The sequence below is a fragment of the Klebsiella sp. P1CD1 genome, from assembly GCF_003790505.1.
Classification (GTDB): Bacteria; Pseudomonadota; Gammaproteobacteria; order Enterobacterales; family Enterobacteriaceae; genus Klebsiella; species Klebsiella variicola.
Window position 1 is genome coordinate 2,544,385 of record NZ_CP033631.1, and the last position, 16,892, is coordinate 2,561,276.

19 protein-coding genes are annotated in these 16,892 nt (G+C 59.8%); 6 read left to right on the plus strand and 13 right to left on the minus strand.

Annotated features, from left to right (window positions below; translation table 11 throughout):
• Positions 1 to 137 precede the first annotated feature (137 nt).
• A complete protein-coding gene (locus tag DTA24_RS12670; RefSeq protein WP_012541468.1) occupies positions 138 to 1,028 on the plus strand; it encodes a LysR family transcriptional regulator in 891 nt (296 codons plus the stop codon).
• A gap of 48 nt (positions 1,029 to 1,076) precedes the next feature.
• On the opposite strand, the gene DTA24_RS12675 is transcribed toward DTA24_RS12670, so the two are convergent.
• Positions 1,077 to 1,217 carry a hypothetical protein gene (locus DTA24_RS12675; protein WP_002908189.1) on the minus strand — a complete coding sequence of 47 codons (141 nt, stop codon included), beginning with the start codon at positions 1,215 to 1,217 and terminating at the stop codon, positions 1,077 to 1,079.
• A gap of 290 nt (positions 1,218 to 1,507) precedes the next feature.
• Here DTA24_RS12675 and DTA24_RS12680 point away from each other — a divergent pair, with 290 nt between their 5' ends.
• Entirely contained in the window at positions 1,508 to 2,416 is a 909-nt protein-coding gene (locus DTA24_RS12680) for a DUF535 family protein (protein WP_016161239.1), read from the plus strand.
• Positions 2,417 to 2,498: 82 nt separating this feature from the next.
• On the opposite strand, the gene DTA24_RS12685 is transcribed toward DTA24_RS12680, so the two are convergent.
• Positions 2,499 to 3,716: an MFS transporter gene (locus tag DTA24_RS12685; protein ID WP_123836854.1), complete on the minus strand. Its 1,218-nt coding sequence runs from the start codon at positions 3,714 to 3,716 to the stop codon at positions 2,499 to 2,501.
• 177 nt (positions 3,717 to 3,893) lie between these two features.
• A complete protein-coding gene (locus tag DTA24_RS12690; protein ID WP_115656007.1) occupies positions 3,894 to 4,355 on the minus strand; it encodes a winged helix-turn-helix transcriptional regulator in 462 nt (153 codons plus the stop codon).
• Positions 4,356 to 4,415: 60 nt separating this feature from the next.
• On the opposite strand from DTA24_RS12690, the gene DTA24_RS12695 reads away from it, so the two are divergent.
• The 4 genes from DTA24_RS12695 to chrA all read left to right on the plus strand — a co-directional run bounded on the left by DTA24_RS12695 (position 4,416) and on the right by chrA (position 8,468).
• Positions 4,416 to 4,664, plus strand: a complete 249-nt coding sequence (locus tag DTA24_RS12695) for a tautomerase family protein (RefSeq protein ID WP_004175772.1) — start codon at positions 4,416 to 4,418, stop codon at positions 4,662 to 4,664.
• A gap of 186 nt (positions 4,665 to 4,850) precedes the next feature.
• Complete coding sequence (locus DTA24_RS12700) at positions 4,851 to 6,044, plus strand: MFS transporter (RefSeq protein WP_223168491.1); 1,194 nt, start codon at positions 4,851 to 4,853, stop codon at positions 6,042 to 6,044.
• 128 nt (positions 6,045 to 6,172) lie between these two features.
• On the plus strand, positions 6,173 to 7,132 hold the full coding sequence (locus tag DTA24_RS12705) for a chromate resistance protein ChrB domain-containing protein (RefSeq protein ID WP_077254917.1): 960 nt from the start codon (positions 6,173 to 6,175) through the stop codon (positions 7,130 to 7,132).
• The gene (chrA, locus tag DTA24_RS12710; RefSeq protein WP_012967989.1) at positions 7,101 to 8,468 is read left to right on the plus strand and encodes a chromate efflux transporter; all 1,368 of its coding nucleotides are present in this window, start codon (positions 7,101 to 7,103) and stop codon (positions 8,466 to 8,468) included. Before DTA24_RS12705 ends, chrA begins: the two co-directional genes overlap by 32 nt.
• 90 nt (positions 8,469 to 8,558) lie before the next feature.
• Here the strand turns inward: chrA and DTA24_RS12715 are convergent, their stop codons facing one another.
• The 10 genes from DTA24_RS12715 to DTA24_RS12760 all read right to left on the minus strand — a co-directional run bounded on the left by DTA24_RS12715 (position 8,559) and on the right by DTA24_RS12760 (position 16,890).
• Complete coding sequence (locus DTA24_RS12715; protein ID WP_051975541.1) at positions 8,559 to 8,861, minus strand: hypothetical protein; 303 nt, start codon at positions 8,859 to 8,861, stop codon at positions 8,559 to 8,561.
• A 32-nt stretch (positions 8,862 to 8,893) separates the two neighbouring features.
• Entirely contained in the window at positions 8,894 to 9,322 is a 429-nt protein-coding gene (locus DTA24_RS12720; protein WP_123836855.1) for a hypothetical protein, read from the minus strand.
• A 1-nt stretch (position 9,323) separates the two neighbouring features.
• Positions 9,324 to 9,800, minus strand: coding sequence for a hypothetical protein (locus DTA24_RS12725; RefSeq protein ID WP_123836856.1), 477 nt, complete (start codon positions 9,798 to 9,800; stop codon positions 9,324 to 9,326).
• Between the two features lie 384 nt (positions 9,801 to 10,184).
• Positions 10,185 to 11,606 (minus strand): FAD-binding oxidoreductase, encoded by a 1,422-nt coding sequence (locus tag DTA24_RS12730; protein ID WP_032733161.1) that lies wholly within the window; start codon positions 11,604 to 11,606, stop codon positions 10,185 to 10,187.
• A gap of 26 nt (positions 11,607 to 11,632) precedes the next feature.
• Positions 11,633 to 12,448, minus strand: a complete 816-nt coding sequence (locus DTA24_RS12735) for an ABC transporter permease (protein WP_004175779.1) — start codon at positions 12,446 to 12,448, stop codon at positions 11,633 to 11,635.
• Position 12,449: 1 nt separating this feature from the next.
• The gene (locus tag DTA24_RS12740; protein WP_004175785.1) at positions 12,450 to 13,280 is read right to left on the minus strand and encodes an ABC transporter ATP-binding protein; all 831 of its coding nucleotides are present in this window, start codon (positions 13,278 to 13,280) and stop codon (positions 12,450 to 12,452) included.
• Positions 13,277 to 14,260, minus strand: a complete 984-nt coding sequence (locus DTA24_RS12745) for an ABC transporter substrate-binding protein (protein ID WP_016161232.1) — start codon at positions 14,258 to 14,260, stop codon at positions 13,277 to 13,279. The genes DTA24_RS12740 and DTA24_RS12745 overlap by 4 nt, the downstream gene beginning before the upstream one ends.
• Positions 14,260 to 15,141 carry a creatininase family protein gene (locus DTA24_RS12750; RefSeq protein ID WP_123836857.1) on the minus strand — a complete coding sequence of 294 codons (882 nt, stop codon included), beginning with the start codon at positions 15,139 to 15,141 and terminating at the stop codon, positions 14,260 to 14,262. The genes DTA24_RS12745 and DTA24_RS12750 overlap by 1 nt, the downstream gene beginning before the upstream one ends.
• Positions 15,138 to 15,617, minus strand: coding sequence for a RidA family protein (locus DTA24_RS12755; RefSeq protein ID WP_044613186.1), 480 nt, complete (start codon positions 15,615 to 15,617; stop codon positions 15,138 to 15,140). The genes DTA24_RS12750 and DTA24_RS12755 overlap by 4 nt, the downstream gene beginning before the upstream one ends.
• On the minus strand, positions 15,607 to 16,890 hold the full coding sequence (locus DTA24_RS12760) for an amidohydrolase family protein (protein WP_123836858.1): 1,284 nt from the start codon (positions 16,888 to 16,890) through the stop codon (positions 15,607 to 15,609). The genes DTA24_RS12755 and DTA24_RS12760 overlap by 11 nt, the downstream gene beginning before the upstream one ends.
• Between the last annotated feature and the right edge of the window lie 2 nt (positions 16,891 to 16,892).

The window sequence follows — 16,892 nt, forward strand, 5'->3', positions numbered from 1 at the left end:
GTCTCTCCTGCCTTGCGATAGCCTTATCATTGGCGCTGGAGACTGATTTGATAATTTTGAATTTGTGACCCACTCATTTGGAATTTTAATTAATTTCCTGTTAACTAATTTTTTTCAATTAGTTAACAGGAAGAAAAATGAGAATGAGTGTCAAACAGTTACGCGCGTTTTTAGCGGTAGCTCACACTCTGAATTTCGCCCACGCCAGCGAAAGGCTCAATTTGTCGCAGCCAGCCCTCAGTTTGACCATCAAAGGGTTAGAGGAGGCGCTGGGCGGCGCGCTGCTGCAGCGCAGCACCCGCAAAGTGACCCTTACCCAGGAGGGGGAACTCTTTCTGCCGATGGCCCGTCAGCTGCTGGCCGACTGGGATAACGTCGAGGAGGCCATGCGTCAGAGCTTTACCCTGCAACGGGGTAAAATTTCGGTGGCCGCGATGCCGTCGTTTGCGGCCAACGTCCTGCCGGAGGCGCTGAAGGCCTTTCGCGACCGCTATGCCGGCGTGAACGTCACGGTGCATGACGTGATTAATGAGCAGGTGATCGAGATGGTGCGCGAGGGGCGAGTGGAGATGGGTATTGCCTTCGAGCCATCGCCCACCCACAACCTGCTGTTTACCCCGCTGGCGGTGGACCGCTTCGTGGCGATCGTTCCCCGGCAATCCCCGCTGGCGAAGAAAAAGCAGCTCACCTGGCAGGAGCTGTTGACCCTCGATTTTATTACCCTGCAGCGTCCCTCGGCGGTACGCCTGATGCTGGAGGAGGCGCTGGCGCGCAGCGGTCGCCAGCTGGACGTAGCGCTGGAGAGTCACCAGCTGGTGACGGTGGGAAGAATGGTGGCCAGCGGCCTGGGGGGCAGCGCGGTACCGGCGCTGTGTAAAACGCAGATGACCTCCCTGGGGGCCGTCTGCATCCCGCTCAGCGATCCGCCGATTGAGAAGTGCGTCGGCGCGATCCATGCCGGGCATATGCCCTTGTCGAAGGCCGCGCAGGCGCTGCTGGATACGCTGAAAGGGTTCTTGCCGACCTGAGCAGGCGGGAGGGGCAAAAAAAAACCGGCCTGCTGGCCGGTTTGACAATCAGATTTTGCAGGCGTCGCCGCAATCGTCATCGGCAACGATCGCCTGCGCTTTTTTGTCCGCTTCTTCCAGACGCTCCGCGTTGCGTTCTTCTGCTTCATCCAGGCCGCTGAAGACCAGGTTGTCGAGATCAATTTCCATAAGTTACCTATCGTCGCTGGTTTTTAATCAGCGTCAAGTATAGGGCAAAACCGCCAGCGGATGTAGCCGCTCTGCGCGCCGAACGCACAGAGCGTTAAGTCGCGGGGCGGCAGGCTTTCCCTACCATAAATAACCGTTGACAGGCGGGAGTTGGCTTTATTAATCACCATACAGAATGATTTCCTGTGTATATATTAAATGAAAGGACAACGAAGGAGTAATTAAGCGTTGACGAAAAGCTTTTATGTTAATATGGCCGCGATTATGGATGAATCTATGGATCTTAATCAATGGAACATACTGTTGCAGGCGCCATCAAAGAATGGCGTAAACATAATAAAGTGATCGGTCAGGTCAAAATAAACTATAAAAAAGTTTTACGAAAATGCAGAGAGCTCTCGCTCGCAGGAGGTAAATACAGAGAATATCAAGAACTTTGTGCAAAATATCAGTGTGCGCGGTTGACCGCCGTGACCAAAGGGCTGGTGCCTTTTGAGGATAAACCGTTTAAAGCGTATCTCAATAAACGGCTGTCAAAACGACGCAAGCTGGATATTGCCCACGGTTCACTGAATTTTATTGAGAAAACGTTTCACCCTGATGTCCTGCCGCAGCTGTACAATGTGGCGGATTTTGGTCGCGCGATGTTCTCTATTCCTTTGAAAAATGGCGATAATCTTGACGTTAAACTGTTGGCGTCGCCGTTTCAGGAGGAGGGCGAGCTGATGCTGCAGCTGTTTCTCGGCGACCGGCGCGTCTATAGCGTCTGTTTTTCCTGTACCGACGATGGCCGCGCCTATATTGGCGGCATCCAGGGCGGGAAAGATATCACCAATGACGAAGTGAAGGTGCTGACTAAAGAGCTGCATGGCGCGCGGCCGAAAAATATCATCATGAGCGTGCTGTATGGTTTCCTGCGTTATTTCAGCATCACCACGGTCTACGCGATCGATTCCGATTACCACGTGAAAAGCGATCTGGTGAAAGCCAGTTATTCATCGCTGTGGCTGGAAATGGGTGGTGAGAAACAGGCTCGCGGCTGGTATAAATTACCGGCGCAAGAGATCAAAAAAAGTATTGAAGAGGTGAAAAGTAAGCACCGGAGCCAGTTTATTAAGCGCGAAGGTGTCAAGGATCTGATTCAGATAGATATGGCGAACGCCCTGCAGCACATTACGTTGCAAGCACGGGTGAATTAACGCCTCTCATACGCCAGCCGGGCTGCAGGGGGCTGCTACCCGGTTGGCGATTTCCTCTCTCCCCAGGTCGCTGTGCCGTAGGTTACTGCCCGCTCTCGCCGATTGGCGGTGACGCGGAGACGGTGAGCAGCGGAGCGCTGCGCCACCATACCATCAGGGCGACAATCGCGATAACGCTCAGCACGCCGAAGGCGGTGGCATAGGAGTAGTGCCCGGCGATAGATCCGGTTAACGCCGGACTCATTGCCGCCCCGGCGCCCTGCATCAGCATCACCACGCTCTGTCCAGCGTTAACGTGCCCGCTGCCGCGCAGCAGCGAGACGATAAAGCTGGGCACCGCCACCCCCAAAATCCCTGCCGCCAGGCCATCAAGAATTTGCACCGGGACCATCATCGCCGGGGCGTCGCTGGACGCCGCCAGCGCCGCCCGGATGGGCATGATCAGCAGCGCCAGCAGGATGCATCGCCAGTAACCGTATTTGTCGATGCTGCCGGCGACCCGGATGGCCACCGGGATCATCACCACCTGCGAAATAATCACCGTGGCGGCGGCAAACAGTCCGGGATTGAGGTGTCCCGGCGCGGCGGCGATCCGCATGCTCAGCATCGGCAACAGTGCGGCATTGGCGAGATGGAACAGCATCAGGGTTACGCCGGCGATCAGCAGCGGCGTATGGCGGAACAGGATGGCAAACCCCGGCAGGGAGGGAGTGGATGCCGCTTCGATGCCGCGGGCGGTGTCATCGTCGATATCGCCGCCGCGGATCGCCAGCAGGGCGACCAGGGTAAGCAGCGTGGTACAGGCCATCAGAATGAAAATGCCGCCGATGCCCCAGTACCAGGCGATAGCCCCGGCCATTAGCGCGGTGAAGAAATTTCCCGCGTGGTTGAAGGCTTCGTTTTTCCCCATCTGGGCGCTAAAGCCGCGCTGTCTGGCAAGACCGAGGGTAATCCCGGCGATCAGCGGTCCGACAAAGGCCGCGCAGATGCCGCTGGCGACTTGCGAGAGGGCGACCACGCTGGTCTTCTGACTAAACCAGAGCAGCAGGGTGGTGAGGGTGATCACCAGGCAGACCCCGGCCAGCAGCAAGCGCTTATGCCGCGAGCTGTCGGTGATGAAGCCGGCGGGCAGGGTCGCCAGCAGGCCGGCGATACCGCCGACGGACATCAGCAGGCCAATGTCCTCCGCCTGCCAGTGACGCTGGGTGAGAAAGATCCCCAGAAACGGGCCGAGGCCGTCGCGCACGTCGGCAATAAAAAAGCTGGTCAGGCATAAAGCCCGCAGAGAACGAAGCGACATTTTCTACCTTTAGCATGCGCGATCTGCGCGTCGGAATGGTCACCGGATACCTTCATCCTTTATCGCACCGTTCGATGAAACAAAAATGTCCCGCGCTCGTCGGGTACCGTGGCTATGCAACATACCCGCTTGCGGCGGCTTTCGCCAGAGGCGTACGAAAGTTCTGTAGCGGCGCTATTAGCGTTCGTCTGCCTTGACGATCTGCAGGGCGGCGGGGCTCGCCACGGTGCCGCTGGCAGTAATAAACCCCGGATGGACAGCCTCGCCGCTGGCGCTGTCCACCAATGCTATATGCGGCGCACTGTGCAGCACGTGCTGATGGCCCCATTCCATCAGGGCGAACAGCACCAGCGCCAGGCTACGGCTTTTATCGGTCAGAACATATTCATACCGTTCGCGGGAGCCGGCTTCCCGGTAGGGCACTTTGTTGAGCAATCCCGTTTCGGTCATGGTTTTTAACCGGGTGGTGAGCGTCTGGCGGGTAATATGGGTGTGCGACAGCATCGTTTCAAAGCGCGTCACGCCGTAAAACGCCTCGCGAAGGATCAACAGCACCCAGCGGTCGCCGAGGATTTTCGCCCCTTCCGCCAGGCCGCACAGCGCCGGGTCGAGGTAGGGCAGTGATTTATTTTTTGACATCGCGAGATTGACCTTCTACTCTGAGTTTTAATTTTAGACCTAGATGCTAAGGAGAATAGCGTGCCATTTGTTAACGTGCAAACCATTAAAGGGATCATGACCGCGGAACAGAAAAGTGAGCTGCTGCGACGGATGACCGATCTGCTGGTGGAGATTGAGGGGCAGGGCGATCCGCAGTTCCGTCAGTCCGTCTGGATCCGCATTGACGAACATGACCCGGAGCAGTGGAGTCTGGGCGGCGTCCAGCCGACGGCCGCAATGATCGCGGCGAAATTTGCCGCCGCGCGGCGCGACGGATCCCCGGAATAAAACGGGCGGCGAAGCCCGGCCCGGCGATCTGACGCAGAAGAGGGGCCAGATCGCCGGGTAATATTGCGATTCGCTATGGTGCAAAAGCGTATTTTGCGGCTAAGGTAACGGTCAGGGAACCCAACAAACAGGGCGCGATGCCAGACGGCCAGCCTGGCGCCACTCTCAAACCGGTGAAAACAACGGATGTCTACAGAACACATGCTGCCGCTGGCGGTGCAGAACAAAAACATCTTTCGCCTGGCTGCCGCTCAGGCGCTGGCCGGCGCCAACTCGGTGGTCTTCTACGCTACCGGCGCGATAGTGGGTAACGCGATTGCCCCCAGCCCGTCGCTGGCCACGCTGCCGATCACCCTGTTTGTGCTGGGGATGGCGGCCTCCATTCTGCCTTTCGGCGCGCTGGCGCGAACGCGGGGCCGCAAAGCGGCGTTCAGGCTCGGCACCGGCGCCGGGATGGTGACCGGACTGGCGGCCGCCCTGGCGGTAGTGCTGAATTCTTTTCTGCTGTTTTGTCTCGCCGCGATGCTTGGCGGCGCCTATGCCGCCGTGGCGCTCAGTTTTCGTTTTGCCGCCACCGACGGCGTCGCCCCGGCGCGTCGCGCCCGTGCGCTGTCGCTGGTGATGGGCGGCGGTGTGGCCGCCGGGATCATTGGCCCGATGCTGGTCACCGGCACCATGCACCTCTGGCCGGCACATATCTTCGCCGTCACCTTCCTCGCTCAGGCGCTGGTTGCAGTGCTGGCCGCCTTTTTGTTGAGAGGGGTGACGCCGGCGGAGCCCACCGCGGCCAGCGTGCGCGGAGGGCGGCCGCTGCGCGAGATTGTCCGCCAGCCGGGTTTTGCCACCACGGTATTCAGCGGCGCGGTGGCCTATATGGTGATGAATTTTCTGATGACCGCCGCGCCGCTCTCCATGCATATGCACGGTCTTTCCCAGCAGGCCGCCAACCTTGGGATCCAGTGGCATGTGATGGCGATGTACGGCCCGGGATTTTTCACCGGCCGGCTGATCCAGCGCTTCGGCGCAGTGCGAATGGCGGCGGCGGGATTGCTGATCACCGCCGCGTCGGTGGCGGTCGGCCTGAGCGGTCTCGGCGTGTATCATTACTGGCTGTCGCTGATTTTGCTCGGCATCGGCTGGAACTTTGGCTTCACCGGCGCCTCGGCGAAAATCATCGATTTCCACCGCCCGGAAGAGAAGACCCAGGTTCAGTCGCTCAACGATTTTCTGGTCTTCGGCGTGATGATCGTGGGGTCGTTTTCGTCCGGGGTTCTGCTCAACGCCTTCGGCTGGAACGCCGTGCTGTGGGGCTCCCTGGTCCCGGTTGCGGTGGCGTTGTTGACCCTGCTGCTGCGCCCCTTATCCCCACCCCGCGCTTAGCGCCTGGCCTGCCGCTGCGCAGGCCGTCTTTTGCTTTTTTCAGCTATGCATTGCTGAAATTCATCTGACTCCTTGCGCGTAAAAACGTCACAGACGCTACATGCTGTAGTAATCTCTACAACATGACAATGCATCTCTTGATCCTTAACCTGACAACGTCTCAAGCCACGCTGCGCATGCGTGTCTGGCGAACCCTGAAGCAGAGCGGGGCAGCGGTCCTGCGCGATGGGGTCTATCTGCTGCCCGACGTGCGCCAGGGCTATGACACTTTCCTCAGCACCTGCCAGGCGATCCGCGCGGAAGGGGGGACCGGGTATGTTTTCACGATTGAGGCGGCGGAAGAAGAGGCGCTCAGGCCGCTATTCGATCGTCGTGAACAGTACGACGCGCTGTTGCAGGATCTGCAGGCGCTGCAGGGGACGTTATCCAACGACGAACTGGCGGCTCAGCTCAAACAACTGCGTAAAATTCAGCGTGACTACCGGCGGATCGAGGCCATTGATTTCTTTCCGGGGGCCGCCCGGGAGCAAGCCGCTGAGCGACTGGCCACTATCGAGCAGGTCATTAATCAGCGGCTATCGCCGAACGAGCCGCAGTCGGTGGCGGGCGAACTGAGCCTGCTGGACAGAGGCGCCTTTCGCGGCCGGCTGTGGGCCACCCGCCGACGCCCGTGGGTCGATCGTCTGGCCAGCGCCTGGCTTATCCGGCGCTTTATTGACGACGAGGCGCTATTCCTGTGGCTGGCCGCGCCTGAGGACTGTCCGGCGACAGCGGTCGGTTTTGATTTTGACGGCGCGCCATTCAGCCACGTCGGCACGCTGGTGACCTTCGAAGTACTGGTCCGGCGCTTTGCGCTGGACGCGGTGATCCCCGACAGTCTGGGGCGGTTGATCCACTTCCTGGACGTCGGTGGGGTACCGACCCCGGAGGCGGCGGGGGTAGAAAGCATTCTTGCAGGGCTGCGGGAAACCATTACGGACGATGACCAACTGCTGGCGACAGCTTGCTCGCTGTTCGACGGCTTACTGAGGTCCTGTGAAATGAGGTCTGGCAATCATGAGCAAAACGGTCGTTCTTCCGCAGAGTGACAGTCCTTCCGTCGTCGCTTCCGTCTCCTTCTGGCAGGCATTTCGCTTTTGGCTCAAGCTTGGCTTCATCAGCTTCGGCGGGCCTGCCGGACAGATCGCCATGATGCACCAGGAGCTGGTGGATAACCGACGCTGGATCTCGGAAGGGCGATTCCTGCATGCGCTCAATTTTTGTATGGTCCTGCCCGGCCCGGAGGCCCAGCAGCTGGCGACCTATATCGGCTGGCTGATGCATAAAACCTGGGGAGGCGTCATCGCCGGGGTGCTGTTTATTTTGCCCTCGCTGGTGTTACTCATCGCCCTGGCGTGGATCTACCTCGTCTGGGGGGATGTCGCCGTGGTGGCGGGGATCTTTTATGGCATCAAACCCGCCGTAGCGGCGATAGTATTGCAGGCGGCGCACCGCATCGGCTCGCGGGCGCTGAAAAATGGTGCCTACTGGGCTATCGCTGCCGCTGCCTTTGTCGCTATTTTTGCGCTGAACGTTCCTTTTCCGCTGATCGTCCTCGCCGCGGCACTGGTGGGTTTTATCGGCGGACGGCTGGCGCCGACGACATTCGGCAAAGCGGACGCCCACCGTGCGCAGAGTCACCCTGGCGGAGCCGCCATCATTGATGACACGACGCCGATCCCGGCCCATGCCATTTTCAGCTGGCGGCGCACCTCACGGGTGCTGATCGCCGGGATGCTGCTGTGGCTGGTGCCGATGGCCGCTCTGACGCTAATGCTGGGCTGGGCGCATCCGCTGACCCAGATGAGCTGGTTCTTTACCAAAGCCGCGCTGATGACCTTTGGCGGGGCATATGCCGTCTTACCTTATGTTTACCAGGGGGCGGTGACCCACTATGGCTGGCTGACGGCAGGGCAGATGATGGACGGCCTCGCTCTTGGGGAGTCGACCCCCGGACCGTTGATCATGGTGGTGACCTTTGTCGGGTTTGTCGGCGGCTACACCAAAGCGGTGTTGGGCGTCGATGATGTGCTGCTGGGGGGCATCGCGGCGGCGTGCCTGGTGACATGGTTTACCTTTTTGCCCTCGTTCATCTTTATTCTCACCGGCGGGCCGTTTATTGAAACGACCCATAATAAGGTGGGATTTACCGCGCCGTTGACCGCCATCACCGCCGCGGTGGTGGGCGTTATCCTGAATCTGGCGCTGTTTTTTATCTGGCATAGCGTCTGGGGACCATCCGGTTTCGACCCGTGGTCTGCGGCCATTGCCCTGGGCGCCGCCGGGCTGCTGTTTCGTTATAAGTGGAAGCTGACCTGGGTACTGGCCGCCGCCGCCGCGGTGGGGCTTATCGTCCATATGGCAGGACTGTCCGGCGCAGGATAAGGTCGGCGTTGGGTTGAGAGAAACGTGGACAGATGGGGGATTGGGGAGGGAGGCCAGTGCCTGAGCAGGCCCTGGCCGGATGGGTGGCAATTATTTATCTACGGGAGGCTCCTCCGCGAGATGCAGTTGACAATATTGCTCAACGCCCGCCTTTAGCATGTTAATAATCACCAGCAGTGTGGGTAAGTAAGGCACCAGTTTAACTAACAGCGAACTGATGGGTTCATCAATAATCAGTGCCAGCAGGGTATCCACTTTCTTTTTCCATGTTTTGTTATATTCCACACAAAAATTTTTAATATCGGCCGGCTGCGTTGAACGGGCAATCTGTTCGAGTTCTTCAATGGCGTTGAGTGCCGCTTTTATTTTCTCAATGTCGATTTGTTGAGTCATATTCGCCTCACGGTAATCGGAAAAAAACTGGATCATTCTTTATGTGGATTAAATAACAGCCACGGTAAGGTGTAATCGTACAGCGCTTTCACCGGCACCACGGATAAGTGGAAATGTTTATCGTGCGGGCTGGGCCCATGGTAATCCCGCCATACCCAAGGCTGGACAGAAGCGCTAATGATCCGTTTGTGCCAGATAATATATTTAATTCGTTTGTCTTTGCTGGCGACCAACGCATCGACAATCGCCTGAGCATCACATTTATGTAGAGGATCGTGGGTAATATCGATAGCCGTTACCACACCAATATTTCCATCTATCACCTGCGGATTATGATCCGAGTTGGTGTGGGCATGATGTTCATCACCAATGGTGCCATCGCTGTCCTTGTTGCGATGCGGAGCATATTGATTAATCTGATCTCTGAGTATCAGCAGACTCTTTGCGACACGCCATACCATGTTATTTACCCTCCGGATTGAAACAGGGGTTTGAGCTGACCGGCTCTGCGCCAGGAACCACGTCATGATAAACCGGAGAAGGGGGGGCAGGATCGGCTACTGGATCCGCTTTCACGCTGCTGACTTGTTGCTTTTTCAGGTTTTTCACTTGCAACAGATAATTAAGAATGACGTTCCAGAACGCCGATCCGCCGCTTGCCATCAGGCCAATACATAATGTCATCAGGTCCGGATGTTTAATGGCCGAGAAACTGCCGGCGACGAAAGGTTGGGTCAAAAACGCCGTCAGAATACCGACAACCACCGCTAATATCTGCAGGGCTGATTTGCGTCGTCCTTCGATGACCGGATCCTGATTTTCCAGATTAAGCCAGGGAAAATACCCTTTGATTATCTCTACCAGTCTTTCCGAGGCGATACTGATGGCGATCAGCATCGTAATGATGTTTTCAAGTTGCGAAGAAATGGCATCGCTCATATTATCCTCACTATTGCTGTGTTGAATAAAAATAATTTACAACGTTTTTATCATGTGCTTAATTCATAGGGGAAAATTTATGTCGACTCATTTTACGGTCATTTTTGTCGCTCAGGCCGGTAATCGGCAAGTTGTAATAAAATGACAGCGCGTAATAAATAATCCGCCAGAGCGTGTTCGGAATAACTATTTAATTCGACACGAAAACTGAACCGCGGAATTAACCCGCGATAATAAATTTATCGTCGCTTTTTTGATGAGTATAACGGAGGAAACAGAGACGCCACTCATTCATATGAATGAGTGGCGTAAAAAAACTCGCCGCGCGGGCAGGAGGAAGAGAAACGGGCCAGCGACCGGTTAGCGCGCCCCGGAATGGGACGCTCAGGTCGTGGGGGTTTCGCGGGTGGCCAGCGCCAGCGGGTTGCTGTCAAGCTCCAGCTGGTCGCGCAGCGCCCAGCCGCGCAGCTTGCCGGGGTTAAGCAATCCCGCCGGGTCGAGAGACTGTTTCACCGCCACGACGTCGGGGCGAATCACGCCCTGTTTGCCGTCCTCGACCTGCAGCACGTGGGGATTGTTAATTTTGACGTCGTTATCGCGAAATATCTGCATGATGGCGTTGAGCCGCGCGGGCGTGGTATAGCGCACCAGCTGCAGACCGCTGGCGGTGAGATTGCCCTCGATATCGCGCAGGAATTCAATATGGGAAATCACCTCTCCGGCGAAGTGCTGCTCCATCTGTAAAATTTGCTGCGGATAGCGCAGCGGATCAAACGCCGTCTGGAGATAAGTCAGCGTATTGTCCACCTTGAGCGCATGCAGGGTGGTATGGTTCCAGCAGTATTCCATTAACGAGGCGTTTTGCGTCCGGGCCTCGTCGCTGGCCTGACGGATGGCGTTGCTCCCGCGATGGCGCTGTAACAGGCTGGCGCAGAGTCCTTCGCTCTCCTCGGCGATCAGGCTGATAACCGCATGCTGCCCGGTGCGATAACGATCGTTGAGGTGGCTAAAATAATCGGCAATCGGCGTGGCCAGCAGCGCGACCTGACGTTTTACCAGCCCCGGCGAGCGGACGCAGGCGTTGGCATAGTTCAGCGCATCAGCGAAATCGTCAAACACGTCCAGGCGCTCTATCCACTGGTGCACGGGCGCCAGCGCCAGCTCAACCTCCAGAATGATGCCGTTGGTGCCGTAGGCGTGATGCAGCAGCAGCGCTTCGGGAGCCGGGACGGTCAGCACGCGGGGGACCGGCTCGACGGTCATCACTTTGACGCTGAGCACATTGCCGGGCGCCGCCAGCGGCCCATAGTTGATGGAGCCGATGCCGCCGAACCCGCCGCCGTAGAGGCCGCCCAGGCTCGCCAGTCGGTAGGTCGACGGCATGCAGCGCAGCTCCCATCCCGTTGGGCGGGCGGCGGTTTCGATGTCTGCCAGACGAATGCCGGCCTGGGCGCGCACCGTGCCGTTGCCGAGGGCGACGATCTGGTTGAGTCCGGTCATATCGACCAGCAGCCCGCCTTCGAGGGGGACCAGTTGGCCATAGTTGCCGGTGGCGCTGCCGCGCAGCGTCAGCGGCAGCTGGTGCTGCGCGCAGGCGGCGACCAGCTGGCGCAGCTCCTCTTCGTCGCGTGGGCGAACCACCGCGTCCGCCTGTTTCCCCGCCAGTTGCTCAGTGAGTACCGGACTGAACCAGTGAAAATCGCGGGAAAGCCGTTTGATCTTCGCCGGCTGTAAGGTCCACTCCAGCGTTGGGAGTGCCTGCTGGATCGCCGCGACCGCGTGTTGACGCTGCTCATCAGTCATCATTTTTCTTCCTGTTCGTCAGCAAAATATTAATGAGATTGCACGGCTTCGCTTTCATGCCAGGCGCTGAGCGCCCGGCGCGAAACCCAGGACATCACGCCAAACAGCGCGATCCCGGCGAGAGAGATCAGCAGCAGCGCGGCAAACATCAGCGGGATATCCAGCTGGTAGCCAGCCTGCAGGATCTGATAGGCCAGACCGGTATTGGTCCCGCCGGTCCCGGCGACAAACTCCGCCACCACCGCGCCAATCAGCGACAGCCCACTGGAAATACGCAGCGCGCCGAAGAAATAGGGCAGCGCCGAGGGGATACGCAGCCGCACCAGCGTTTGCCAGCGGCTGGCGTGATTGAGGCGAAAATAGCTCAGCAGGCCGGGGGAGACGCTGCGCAGTCCCTGAGTGGTATTGGAGATGATGGGAAACACCGCCATCAGGGTGGCGCATACCACCAGCGAGAGCGTGGCATCCTTCACCCAGATGATGATCAGTGGGGCGATGGCGACAATCGGCGTCACCTGCAAAAACACGATGTAGGGAAACAGGGCGGTTTCCACAAAGCGGTTCTGCACCAGGATAAACGCCACCGCGGCGCCAATGACAATCGACAGCAGAAACGAGATCAGGGTGATCTTGAGGGTGAACAGCAGCGCCAGCAGCAGCGGCGTGAGATGCGTCCACAGGCTTTCCAGCATCACCAGCGGCGACGGCACCAGAAAGGCCGGGATGCGAAAATAGCTCACCGCGCCCTGCCACAGGAGCACCACCGCCACCGCGACGAGGGTCGGATAGAGAATTTTGAGAAAACGCGGATGCTGGACCCACGGCGTTGAGGTTGTGTTTTTCATATTATGACTCCATACCGGACTGGCTGGCCTGCAACAGACTGTCCTGCAGCTGACGGGCATACAGGGAAAAGGCCGGACTGACGCGGAACGCCTCGCTGCGCGGGAACGGCTCCCGGATGGCGATATCTTCGACCACCCGTCCGGGACGGGCCGCCATCATGATCACCCGCTGTGAGAGAAACACCGCTTCGTGGATCGAGTGGGTGACGAACACCACCGTCAGGTTCTGCTCCTGCCAGAGACGCAACAGGTCGCTGTCGAGTTTGTTACGCGTAATTTCATCGAGCGCGCCGAAGGGCTCATCCATCAGCAGCAGCTTTGGCCGGGTGACCAGGCCGCGGGCGATGGAGACGCGCATTTGCATGCCGCCGGAGAGTTCGCGCGGCAGGACGTCGGCGAATTTGCCCAGCCCCACCAGTTCAAGGACTTCACTCACCCGGGTATTACCTTCCGCGCGCGGCACGCCGGCCAGATCCAGCGGCAGCCTGACGTTATTGCGCACGCTGCTCCACGGCATCAGGGTGGCTTCCTGGAAGACGAACGAGAGCGGATGCTGGGCTTTCTCCCGGCTATCGCGCCGCCACAGCATCAGCTTGCCGTCGCTGGGCTCCACCAGGCCGGCGACCATCTTCAGCAGCGTACTCTTCCCGCAGCCGGACGGGCCGAGCAGGGTAATAAACTCCCCCTGATTGATGGTCAGGTTAACGGGCAGCAGCGCCCGGGTACCGTTGCTGTAGATCTTCTCCGCCGACAGCACCTCGATGGCCGGGGTGGCAGAGGCGGGCGTAAAGCGGGTGTCGCTCATCACGGTCAGTTTCGGGGCGGTATTCATGGCATCACTCCGGCGTCTTTGACCATCTCCAGGGTGTAAGTCTGCTCAAACGGCACCTTGCTGGCGTCGATCAGCTTGTTTTTCACCAGCATGTCCCAGGTTTTCTTCAGCCGCGGCTCGGTGATGATGCCGATGCCGCCGGTCTTGGCATCGCCGCCGGTCACCAGCTGGTACTGCTTCATCTGGGCAATACCAAAGGCGATCTGCTCGGCGCTCATTTGCGGATTTGCTTTAGCGATCAGACTGTTGCCGGGGGTGGGATCCTGCAGGTAGCTTTTCCAGCCCTCCATGGAGGCTTTGACGAAGGCCGCCACCGCCGCCGGACGTTTGCGGATGGTGTCGGCCATACAGATAATCGAGTTGCCGTAGGGCGGATATCCCCAGTCGCTGAGCGGATAGACATAGAACGGCTGCCCGCCTTTGGCGACGGAGAACGGCTCGGAGGTCACGTAGCCCTGCTGCACCAGGTTTTTATCGGCGAGGAACGGCTGAACGTTAAAGGTATAGGGGCGCACTTTGCTGCCAGCCAGACCCAGCTCGCTCTTCGCCCACGGCCAGAAAGAGGTATAGGCCTCGGTAGCGAGCAGGAAGGTTTTGTCTTTAAGCTCCGCCGGGTTCTCCACTTTGTTATGAGTGATAAACACCGTCGGCGAGTGCTGGAACACGGTAGCGACGGTCACCGCATGCACCCCGGCCTGCCAGGTCTCCAGCGCCTGACCGTTGTCGCCAAGGGTACAATCGGCCTGACCGGCAGCCATCAACTGCATGACGTTGATCTGCGGGCCGCCCATTTTAATCTCGACATCGAGACCGGCGTGCTGATACAGCCCGGTGGCCTGGGCCTGGTAAAACCCGCCGTGCTCGGCCTGGGCATACCAGTTGGTGAGAAACGTAAACTTCTCCGCCGCGAAGCAGGAGGCTGAGGTCGCGAGGGCGGCCACGGTCAGCAGGGTAAAAACGAGCGTCGGTCTGGTATTCATCATGGCTCCTTGGATTCAGCAGCGAAAGAGGGGGGTAGGGACTGCACAAAGCCGTGCCAGTGCTGTTTGCCCCAGGTCGGTTCGTGACGTTCGACCCAGGCCATGCGGTGGATCTCGATGATCGCTTGCGCCCAGCTGGCGGCGAGGGAGTCGAGAAGCCCTTCGCCTTGCTCCCGCGTCGCCGGGGTCGGGTCGCCAATCACCCCGCTGGGGCCAAAGTCATAGGACGCCCACGCCGCCGCCGGGCGGCCTTTCGACAGGGTCGGGCAGGGGAACTCCGGGGGGAAATTAGCGACCGCCCGCTCCATATGAACGCACTCCGGCGCCAGCGCCAGCATCAGCGCCGTTTCGCTATGTCCGGCGTGCATCGCCATCCGCTGTTCATGCGGACTGAGAAACTGTTTTTCACAGTTGGGCACGTTGAACACGTCGTGGGGGATGGCGATGAAATCCCCGTGGCGCAGGCGCATTTCCCGGCAGGCGATTTGCAGGATCTGCGGCTGGCCGCCGTGGCCGTTGATCATCAGCAGCTTGCGAAAACCGGCCCGATAGAGGGATTCGGCGATCTCCAGCACGGTATGCAGCAGCGTATCGCCGCTGAGGGTCAGGGTGCCGGGAAAATGCAGATGCTCCTCGGACTTACCGTAGACGATCGGCGGGATGGCGTAGGCCGGGATCGCCGCCGGCAGCCGGGCGAGGGCATGACCCGCCACGCCGGAAGAGATCACGCTGTCCACCGAGCAGGGCAGATGCGGGCCGTGCTGTTCGACCGCCCCGGTAGGGAGGACGATAACCGTATTGCTTTTATCCGGCAGGGCGGCAACGTCCGTCCAGCTCAGAAAAGGGAGAAAGCGCGCTGCAGGAATGTAACCGTTAATCATCGCGGTGCCTCGGAGTGAATTGGCTGGGGTAACCAGACGGTTGCTTCGACTTCAATCAATACCGTGGCGTCGGGCAGCATTTCGCTGACCTGGACCACGGTGGAAACGGGCGGCTGGTCGGGATAAAACAGCTTCCTGACCCGGCTGTAATAGGGAAAATGGTCAAGGTTGCGAAAGTACTGCACCAGCTTGATAACGTCGCTCATCTGACCTCCCGCGGACTCCACGGTGCGGCGGATGCTTTCCAGGACGTACCAGCTCTGGGCGAGGATCGGGCCCTGTTTCGCATCGGTCGAAAATTCACCGGTCGCCCCCAGCAGCTCTCGCACCGGCTCAGGCACATCCTGAAAGCCGTTGACGATGGTGCCGGTCAGGGGATTGACCGGAATAATGCCGGAGAGAAAGATAAAATCGCCGGCTCTGCGCCAGGCGGCATACCGCGCCAGCGGCGCCCCCGCGCCTGCTTCAAGACTCATGTGCCATCTCCTCTTGCCACACGCGCCGGTGCGTTAACCTGCCGTGGTTAACCACCAGACGGGCGGCGCTGTTTAAAGGCCAGGTAAAACGGTCGCTACCCGGGAAAATCACCACGCTGGCCGCCGCGCCGATGGCAAAGGGCGCCGCGTCTGCCGGCGAACCGGTTAGCGCCGCGCGATCGCAGATCAGCCGCGACTGCCGGTCGAACAGGTCGCTGAGCTGGGCGCTGAACAGGCCGCAGGCCAGGGTGTCCAGCGGGTCGTAGCTTCCCGCCGGACAAAAAGCGTCCTGCACGTTGTCGCAGCCGAGCAGGGTGGCCACGCCGGCGGCCTGCGCCTCGTGCAGCAGCGTGATCCCCCGCTGGCGAGGCGTGCGACCGAACGTCGCATCCTGCAGCAGCAGGTTGGTCATCGGCAGAGCGATAAGGGTGACGCCGTGCGCCGCCAGCTGGCGCAGGATCGGCGCCGCCTGTTCGTCGCTGCCAGCGGCCAGCGCGCAGCCGTGGCTGCAGCAGATATGCCCGGGAAAAGGGTGGCGGGAGAGATGGTCCGCCAGCCAGGTCAGCCCCTGAGACACTTCGCTGAGCTCCTCATCAATATGCAAATCCAGATCCAGCTCCCAGCGGGCCGCGCTATCCAGCAGGTTTGCCATGGCGGCGGCGTCCCAGTTGGAGGAGTGGATGAAGCCGCCCAGCAGGCAGCCCTCCCCGCTGGTGGCGACCGTTCGGGCAATGGCCCCGGCGTCCGCCGGATCGCGAAACAGGGTCAGCGGGACCAGCGCCACCCGCTCCAGGGTGATGCCGACGGTATCGAGGCGGGCGATCTCCTGCCAGGCGTCCGGTGCGTCGGCGGTAAACCAGTCGATATGGCTACGCAAATGGGTCACACCATTTGCTGCCGCCCGGGCCAGCGCGGCGGACGCCCGACGTTGAATATCCGCCCTGGTCCAGTGTCGGCGATCCTCGTGCATGGCGTGGATCGCCGCCAGCAGCCCGGCCTGCGCCGGACGGCAGCGTTCAATGGTAAAGGTCTTGTCCAGATGGGCATGGGGTTCCACCAGGCCGGGGATCGTCAACGCCCCCGCCAGGTCCAACAGGCCGGGAGCCGGCTCGACGGACGGCGTCACGGCGGTGATCCGTCCATCGCGAAAGGCCAGGTCCGCCAGCTGCGGTTCACCGTTGGCCTGCGTCGGCCAGCCGTCGGGCAGCGCCCAGGCCGGGAGTCGGGCGCGGCTGATACCGGCGAGCGGCGCGGAAGAGGAGGGGAACGTCATCG